7 protein-coding genes are annotated in these 7,269 nt (G+C 69.7%); 2 read left to right on the forward strand and 5 right to left on the reverse strand.

What is annotated here, in order from left to right; all coding sequences use genetic code 11:
* Positions 1–39 precede the first annotated feature (39 nt).
* Both ABT061_RS46125 and ABT061_RS46130 read right to left on the reverse strand, forming a co-directional pair.
* Positions 40–396 (reverse strand): hypothetical protein, encoded by a 357-nt coding sequence (locus ABT061_RS46125; RefSeq protein ID WP_350930046.1) that lies wholly within the window; start codon positions 394–396, stop codon positions 40–42.
* On the reverse strand, positions 396–1,904 hold the full coding sequence (locus ABT061_RS46130) for a carboxyl transferase domain-containing protein (RefSeq protein WP_350930047.1): 1,509 nt from the start codon (positions 1,902–1,904) through the stop codon (positions 396–398). Before ABT061_RS46130 ends, ABT061_RS46125 begins: the two co-directional genes overlap by 1 nt.
* A gap of 421 nt (positions 1,905–2,325) precedes the next feature.
* On the opposite strand from ABT061_RS46130, the gene ABT061_RS46135 reads away from it, so the two are divergent.
* Together ABT061_RS46135 and ABT061_RS46140 are read left to right on the forward strand one after the other, a co-directional pair.
* Entirely contained in the window at positions 2,326–3,087 is a 762-nt protein-coding gene (locus ABT061_RS46135) for an SDR family NAD(P)-dependent oxidoreductase (protein ID WP_350930048.1), read from the forward strand.
* 71 nt (positions 3,088–3,158) lie between these two features.
* On the forward strand, positions 3,159–3,926 hold the full coding sequence (locus tag ABT061_RS46140) for a FadR/GntR family transcriptional regulator (protein WP_350930049.1): 768 nt from the start codon (positions 3,159–3,161) through the stop codon (positions 3,924–3,926).
* 44 nt (positions 3,927–3,970) lie between these two features.
* Here the strand turns inward: ABT061_RS46140 and ABT061_RS46145 are convergent, their stop codons facing one another.
* The 3 genes from ABT061_RS46145 to ABT061_RS46155 form a co-directional block, all read right to left on the reverse strand.
* Positions 3,971–4,894, reverse strand: a complete 924-nt coding sequence (locus ABT061_RS46145) for an alpha/beta fold hydrolase (protein WP_350930050.1) — start codon at positions 4,892–4,894, stop codon at positions 3,971–3,973.
* A 23-nt stretch (positions 4,895–4,917) separates the two neighbouring features.
* The gene (locus ABT061_RS46150) at positions 4,918–6,453 is read right to left on the reverse strand and encodes a class I adenylate-forming enzyme family protein (RefSeq protein ID WP_350930051.1); all 1,536 of its coding nucleotides are present in this window, start codon (positions 6,451–6,453) and stop codon (positions 4,918–4,920) included.
* A 64-nt stretch (positions 6,454–6,517) separates the two neighbouring features.
* A complete protein-coding gene (locus ABT061_RS46155; RefSeq protein WP_350930052.1) occupies positions 6,518–6,820 on the reverse strand; it encodes a hypothetical protein in 303 nt (100 codons plus the stop codon).
* Positions 6,821–7,269 lie beyond the last annotated feature (449 nt).

Raw genomic sequence — 7,269 nt, forward strand, 5'->3', positions numbered from 1 at the left:
CCCGACCGGCCGATCACACCGTACCGATGCGCGTGACACTCACCCGGCGTCCGGAAGACCATCCCCTTCCAGCGACAGGTACACCAGGGAGAGCGGAGGGGGGTCCGTCCGCAGGGTCTCGGTGATCCCGATGGAGCCGTCGGCGATCCGCTCCCGCAAGGTCGTCATCACGACCCGCGGGTCGTCCGCCTCGATCCGGTAGACGGCGAGGTATCTGCGGCCTCCGGGCATGTCCGCCACCGACTCCGGTGCCGCGACGTACCGGCTCGCGCCGACGATGCCGGGTACCTGCGCCAGCACCTCGGGAAGGTGCGTGTCCCGGTACCACTCGTTGAACGCCGCCTCGTCACCCGGCGCCGAGACGTCGGTGAACATCAGTGCCAGAGCCTTGGGCATCAGATCTTCCTTTCTGAGAGGGCGAGCGTCTCGGTGGAGGGGTGGGTGCGCGAGGATCCGCGGCGGGCGTGGCCGGTCCACCGGCCGGAGTGCAGCCAGCCGCGCGTGGCGCCGTCGACGCGGTCGAGGCGGTCTCCCGGCACGGCCTCCTCCAGCGCCCGAAGAACGGCGGCGCGCACCCGCTCCACGGCCGAGGGACCGCCGTCGGGCAGAACCTCGTCCACCAGGCCGAGCTCCAGCAGGTCGGCGGCTGTCAGCCGGAGCGAGTCCGCGGCCTCGGGCGCCCGGGAGGCGTCCCGCCACAGGATCACCGATGCTCCCTCGGGGGCGATCACCGAGAAGACCGCGCCTTCGAGTTGCAGCAGCCGGTCGGTGTGGGCGAGTGCCATGGCGCCGCCACTGCCGCCCTCGCCGACGCAGACGCAGACGCTCGGGGTGCGCAGTTGCGCGAGGGCCTGCAGGGTGCGGGCGATCTCCCCGGCGATGCCGTCCGCCTCCGCCACCGGCCCCGGCTCGGCGCCCGGTGTGTCCACCAGCGTCACCACGGGCAGACCGAGGCGGTCGGCGAGCCGGACGGCCCGCTGCGCGAGGCGGAAGCCGGCGGGCAGCGGGCGCCCGAGCCGCCCCTCGGCGTGCCTGTCCATCAGCACCACGACGACGCGCCGTCCGCCGATGACGGCCAGCCCGGCCCGGATCACCGGGTCACCGCCGTGCAGTTCCACCCAGGACGAGCAGAGCGCGGCGGCCCACTCAAGGCCGGAAGGACGCTCCCTGTCGCGTACCCGCGAGACGGTCTCCCACGCGGACGACGGCGTCCGCGTGGCCGGTGCGGGCACCCTCGGCCTGCCGGGCGGCAACTCCAGCGGGCGGTCCGCGCCGCCGAGGGCCGCGGCTGCCCAGAGCGGCTGCTCCCCCGGTGCGAGGATCTCGTCGACGAGACCGGCCTGGTGGGCGCTCTCCGCGTTGTGCGACGTGGCCGGAGGCAGGCACCCCGTCACCTGAGCGACGACCCTCGGCCCGCCGAACCCGATGGTCGCCCCCGGCTCCACCGCACGGACGTCGAGGAGCGAACCCCACGACGCGAAGACGCCACCGGTCGTGGGCGACCGGAGAACGCCCAGGGACAGCAGGCCCGCGGCGGCATGGCTGCTCACCGCGGACGCGGTCCGCGCCATCTGGACGAGGGACAGCATGCCTTCCTGCATGCGCGCGCCCCCCGATGCGACGAACCCGAGCACGGGCAGCCCCTGGTCGGTCGCCCTGCTGAAGGCCCGCACCACCTTCTCCCCCGCCACGCTGCCCATGGAGCCGCCGAAGTGCTCGAACCGGACCTCGACCAGCGCACACCGCACACCCGCCACATCGATCAGGCCGCTACGCACGGACTCACCGGCGGCGTCCCGGAGGGCCGCGCGGTAACCGGGGAACCGGAGTGGGTCACCACCGCGGAGCTCGGTGTCCCACTCGACGATCAGAGGACCTGTCCAGCCGTCAGATGCCACGTCCACTCGGCTCCTCATCGAAAGTGTCGCAGCACCCGCTTGCGACACCGCGCCACATATAGCTCATATATATACCTTATTGGACCATATTGTGGAACAGGTGGGCGGGGGGCCACCCCTTCGCCGTCCGGGTGATCGCGCTCACGGAACTCAGACGATGCCGCCCACGCCGGGCAAGGTCCCCGGCACGGGCGGGACAGCGGGCACACTACGACGGAGCCCCGGACAGGGAACCGTCCGGCGGACCCGCACCGGGGATCCACCGGACACCGAGACGACATCGGAGCCGGAGCCGGAGCCGGGCCGTGGCGACGGGGGCGGAGGAATCTCGATCTTGCGACTTGATCTAGACATTACAATTATTTATTATATATAACTTATTCATGATCTGCCCGAGCCAATCGGGCGACATGATGAGGAGTGACGCATGGGCAGACTCGCGGGAAAGGTCGCGGTCGTCACCGGCGCGGGCCAGGGCATCGGTCGCGGTATCGCCCGGCGGCTGGCCGCGGAGGGCGCGGCGGTCGTGGTATCGGGCCGCACCTTCGAGAAGGTGGCGCTGGTGGCCGCGGAGATCGAGGAGAGCGGCGGATCCGTACTGGCCGTCCGGTGCGACGTGAACATCCGGACCCAGGTCGACGAGATGGTGCGGAGTGGCGCGGACCGGTTCGGCCCGCCCGACATCCTGGTGAACAACGCCCAGGGCGGCGGTAACGGAGGAAACCTCCCGTTGGAGTCGGTGACGGACGAGCAGCTCCATGCGGCGTTCCAGGGCGGCCCGATGGCCACGCTGTACGGGATGCAGGCCTGTCTGCCGTACATGAGGGGGCGGGGCGGGACGATCGTGAACATGGGCTCCTCGACAGGCGTGACGGGAGACCCCGGTTTCTCTCCCTACGGGGCGGCCAAGGAGGCGATTCGGGGACTTACCAAGCACGCGGCCCGCGAATGGGGCAGTCTTGGAATCACCGTCAACGTCATCTGTCCCGCCGCCCTGTCAGCGAGCGGCAAGCGGTTCAAGGAGGAGGCGCCACGGCGCTGGGAGGCGATCATCAAGCAGATCCCCCTCGGGTACATGGGTGATCCGGACGACGACATCGCCCCGGCTGTGGTGGCCCTCGCCACCGATCTCCGCTACCTGACGGGCGCGACGCTGATGCTCGACGGCGGCCGATGTATTTTGCGATGACCCTTACCTGTTTTTTTCTATCATCTAGAAAGATTAGATCAGTACATTGATTCACCAGCTACACTGGTCCAGTGACGCAGACAGGTGAGATGACCGCCACCGACTCCCGTGTGCGAGTCCCCAAAACCGCAGAGGTTGTGGCCGACGCTCTCCGCCGCCAGATCGTCCGCGGCGAGATCCCCGAGGGGGGCGCGCTACCCGGCGAGTCCGCGCTGATGGAGCGCTTCGGTGTATCCCGCCCCTCCCTCCGCGAGGCCCTGCGCATCCTCGAATCCGAGAAGCTCATCAGCGTACGCCGCGGCGCACACGGTGGCGCCCGTGCCTGCCGGCCGACCATCTCGGTGGCGGCGAACTACCTCGGCCTGCTGATGCAGATGGACGGCGTGACCCTCTCGGACGTCTATATCGCCCGAACCGCCATCGAGCCGATCGCCGTCAGGATGCTGGCCCACTCTCCCGACCGGGCCGCGTCGGTCCACGAGCTGCGCTACCTGCTCAAGCAGGAGGCACTTGCCGCCGACGACCTGGACGCCTACAGCGCGGCGACGATCCGCTTCCACCAGAGGCTGGTCGAGTTGTCGGGCAACAAGACGCTGGCCCTGCTCTGGGGCACGCTCCAGGAGGTGCTCGCGGGAGAGGTGCTCGACTCGCAGTCGACGACCCTGCCGACCCGGGAGCGGCTTCGGAAGCGGCAGCAGGCGGTCACCAAGGCGCTGGACATGATCGAGGCGGGCGAGGCCGACGCCGCCGGAGACTTCTGGCGCGATGAGATGATCAAGGTGGGCGAGCGGGTGCTCCGCAAGCACGGCAACAAGACCGTGGTCGACGTGCTGAGCTGAGTCTCTCCCTCGGACCACGTTCGAGGGAGAGACTCAGCGATCCGTCAGCAAGAGGAGTCGAAGTCGTCGATCAGATGGGCCAGGCCCCAGGGCTGATCACTCTGCACGGAGTGACCGGCTCCAGGAACCGTCTCCGTCCTCACCGACGGAAGACGGCGGACGAACTCCTGCTCGTCCTCAGCCGCGACGAAGGCTGAGAGCCCTCCCCGGACCAGCATGACAGGGCATCGTAGCGAGGCGACGTCGTCCCAGAGTGGACTGAAGTCCATCGGCCCGTCCTCTGGTCGGCCGATCCTGTCGTACCGCCAGGTCCACCGACCGTCGGGAAGCCGCCGGGAGTTGTGTAGCACCCCGCGTCGCACCGCGGCCGCGGGCCGGTTCGGTGACGCCTGGACGGCCAGATCCACCATCTGCTCGAACGACCCGAAGGTCGCGGCTCCGCCGATGAGCGCCGTCGTCCCGCGCTGCCGCATGGTCATCGCCCTGCTGCGCAGGTGCACGCCGGGGGTGACGTCGACAACGACCACCTTGCGCACGACGTCCGGCCGGAGAGCGCCCAGGCGGATGGCGGTCAACCCGCCGAGGGACATCCCGACCACGGTGACCGGTGCGGGCGCGAGGGCGGCGAGGACCTCCTGAACCGCCTCCGCGTTCCGCCACGGCCAGTAGTCGTGATCGTCGCGCCGGTCCGAGTGCCCGTGTCCCGGCAGGTCGACCGCGATCGCCGGCCGGCCCAGCGCCAGGGCCACCAGATCCCAGGTGTGCGCGTTCTGCCCGCCTCCGTGCAGGAAGACGAGTTCGGGGCTGCCCTCGCCCCAGACGAGGACGCTGACCTGCTGGGCCGGGGTGACCTGGATCGAGCGACGGCTGACGGGTGGCACCTCATCGGGTGCCAGTCCCAGTTCCGCCACCGCCTCGCCCAAGGCTTCGAACTCGTCGTAGTCGTCCTCTGGTTCCCGTACTTCCACGAACGGTCCTTCGCTGGAGACGGTCACCGTACGTTCTCGGGCGTCTCCTGTGCCTTCCCCCGCAGGACCCTGCGGAGCAGCTTGCCTGTCTCGCTGTATGGCAGGGCGTCGAGGAAGTGCACCTCCTCGGGCGTGCAGGTGGACCGGAGACGGCCACGCACGTGATCCCGCAGGCCGTCCTCGGTGACGACGGCGCCCGGGTGGGCGACGACGTAGGCCACGACCCGCTCGCCCCAGTTGAGGTCCGGCACACCGATGACGGCGGCCTCCGCGACGGCCGGATGCCCGAAGAGCACCTCCTCGATCTCACCGGGGGAGATGTTCTCCCCGCCACGGACGATCACATCGTCGAGCCGTCCCGACAGATACAGGTAGCCGTCCTCATCGAGATAGCCGTTGTCGCGGGTGGGGAACCAGCCGTCCCGGGCACGGCCTCCGGCACCCAGGTACTCGCCGGCCACCTGCTCCCCACGCACCCAGACCTCACCGGGCTGCCCGGCGGGCAGCGGCTGCTCCAGGGGGCCCCGGATCTCCAGTTCGATCGCCGGCAGGGGGCGGCCGACGGAACCAAGCCGGGCGCGGACGGCCGGGTCGTCGGATCCCGCCGCGACGCGGTGGTCGTCGGGCGTCAGGATGGCGATCGTGGACGAGGTCTCGGTGAGCCCGTAGGCGTTCACGAAGTCCACGTGCGGCAGCAGGCGCATGGCCCGCTCGATCACGGGGACGGGCATGGGGCCGCCACCGTAGGACAGGTGACGCAGGGCCGGCAGTTCCCCGCCACCCGCCTCAAGCGCGTCCAGGATGCGGCCGAGCATCGTCGGGACCACCATCGCGTGCGTGATCCTCTCGTCACGTGCCGTCTCGACCCATCCCTCGGCCGAGAAGGCCGGCAGGTAGACCAGGCGCCGTCCGGTGTACACCGCCGAGAGGATCGCCGAGATCCCCGCGATGTGGTAGGGCGGGACGCTGACCAGGGTCGCCTCCTCCTCGGCCGCCGACGCGAACTCGCTCGCCGACAGGACGTAGGAGGTGACATGCCGGTGTCTCAGCACCGCGGCCTTCGGCGGCCCGGTGGTACCCGAGGTGAACAGCAGGATGGCGATGTCCCCCTCGCCCTCCTGCCGGCCCGTCACATCCGTGTCGTCGCCGCCCGGCTCGGCCTCCAGCAGGCCGAGGAAGTCCTCCCTCGTCCGCACCAGCGACCCCTCGATCTCACCGAGCCTGTCGATGACCGGGGGGTCGACCACCAGCAGGGCAGGAGCGTTGCGGGCCACGATGTCGCGCAGCTTCGCGTCGGCGAGCCGGTAGTTCATCGGTACGAACGGCAGGCCGGTGAGCGAGGCACCGAAAAGCAGGACGGGCAGGTTCCCGGAGTTGAGGTCGAGCATGCTCACCCGCTCCACCGGGGAGTCGCCGACCCGCGACCGCCGGATGACGGACGCCGCCCGGCGAGCCCGATCCAAAAGCTCGGCGTAGGTCAGACCGCCGATCCGCGAACCGACCGCCACCCGGTCCGGCATGCCCTCCGCGGCCATCTCCAGCAGGAGCCCGATGTTCACGCCGATTTCCTCTCAATCACATTGCTTCTCATCAACGCGTGGCCGCCGCCACCTGTCGCGCTGATCAGTCCGACGTCGGCAGGGGCTTGGCGTCCTTCAGCAGCAGGGGCCGCTCACCGACCGCGAGAGAGCCCTGCCCCGCCTTGGTGCACAACAGCTCCAGGCCGAGTTCCTCGTCCACGTAGCGCTTGCCGATCTGAGTGCCGTCGGAGTGCAGCGGGCTCAACTCCGCGGTTCCCTCCGCCCCGCCTCCGCCGGACACCATCGGATGACCACCACAGCACAGGTCCACCTCGGCCGACGGCCCACGGATGACCATTACCTCCGTGGTGTCCACAGTGCTCTTCCAGCGCGATCCGATCCGCATCTGCATGCCTCCATAGCTCCGCACTCGCCGTGCTCCAATGGATTTAAACAGATAGATGATTAAATGACTAGAGACCGGCATGGAGCGGTACATCCGATTCTCGGCCGAGTCCCCAAGGATGTCCCGGCCAGGGTGGTTCCGATCATTGAAGCGATCTCAAGCCCTTCAGGACCAACCCTTGACGACCTCGGTCAGGGCGGTTCACGACCGGGTACGGAGTGGCCGTCTCCGTCGCCTGAGTCTCACTCGCTCCAGGTCAGGACTTGATCACCTGCGCATCGTCACCCCGGATGTGAACGGCACCATCCGCCCGCCGTCGGCTTCCGAACAGTGGCCCGCGGGAAGAGGGCGAGCCCGGCTCTCGGATCCGAGAGCCGGGCTCGCCCTCCCCCGCCCCCGGGGGCGGCCCCCCGGGGTCGCCGGCGGCGCCCGGCGGTGGTGGGGGGGGT

The organism is Streptosporangium sp. NPDC002544, from assembly GCF_040295965.1.
In the GTDB taxonomy this organism is placed as follows: Bacteria; Actinomycetota; Actinomycetes; order Streptosporangiales; family Streptosporangiaceae; genus Streptosporangium.

Excerpts from the sequence above, each read along its gene's own strand:
- ABT061_RS46125 (WP_350930046.1), bottom strand. The coding sequence starts at position 396 with ATGCCCAAGGCTCTGGCACTGATGTTCACCGACGTCTCGGCGCCGGGT.
- ABT061_RS46135 (WP_350930048.1), top strand. The coding sequence starts at position 2,326 with ATGGGCAGACTCGCGGGAAAGGTCGCGGTCGTCACCGGCGCGGGCCAG.
- ABT061_RS46155 (WP_350930052.1), bottom strand. The coding sequence starts at position 6,820 with ATGCGGATCGGATCGCGCTGGAAGAGCACTGTGGACACCACGGAGGTA.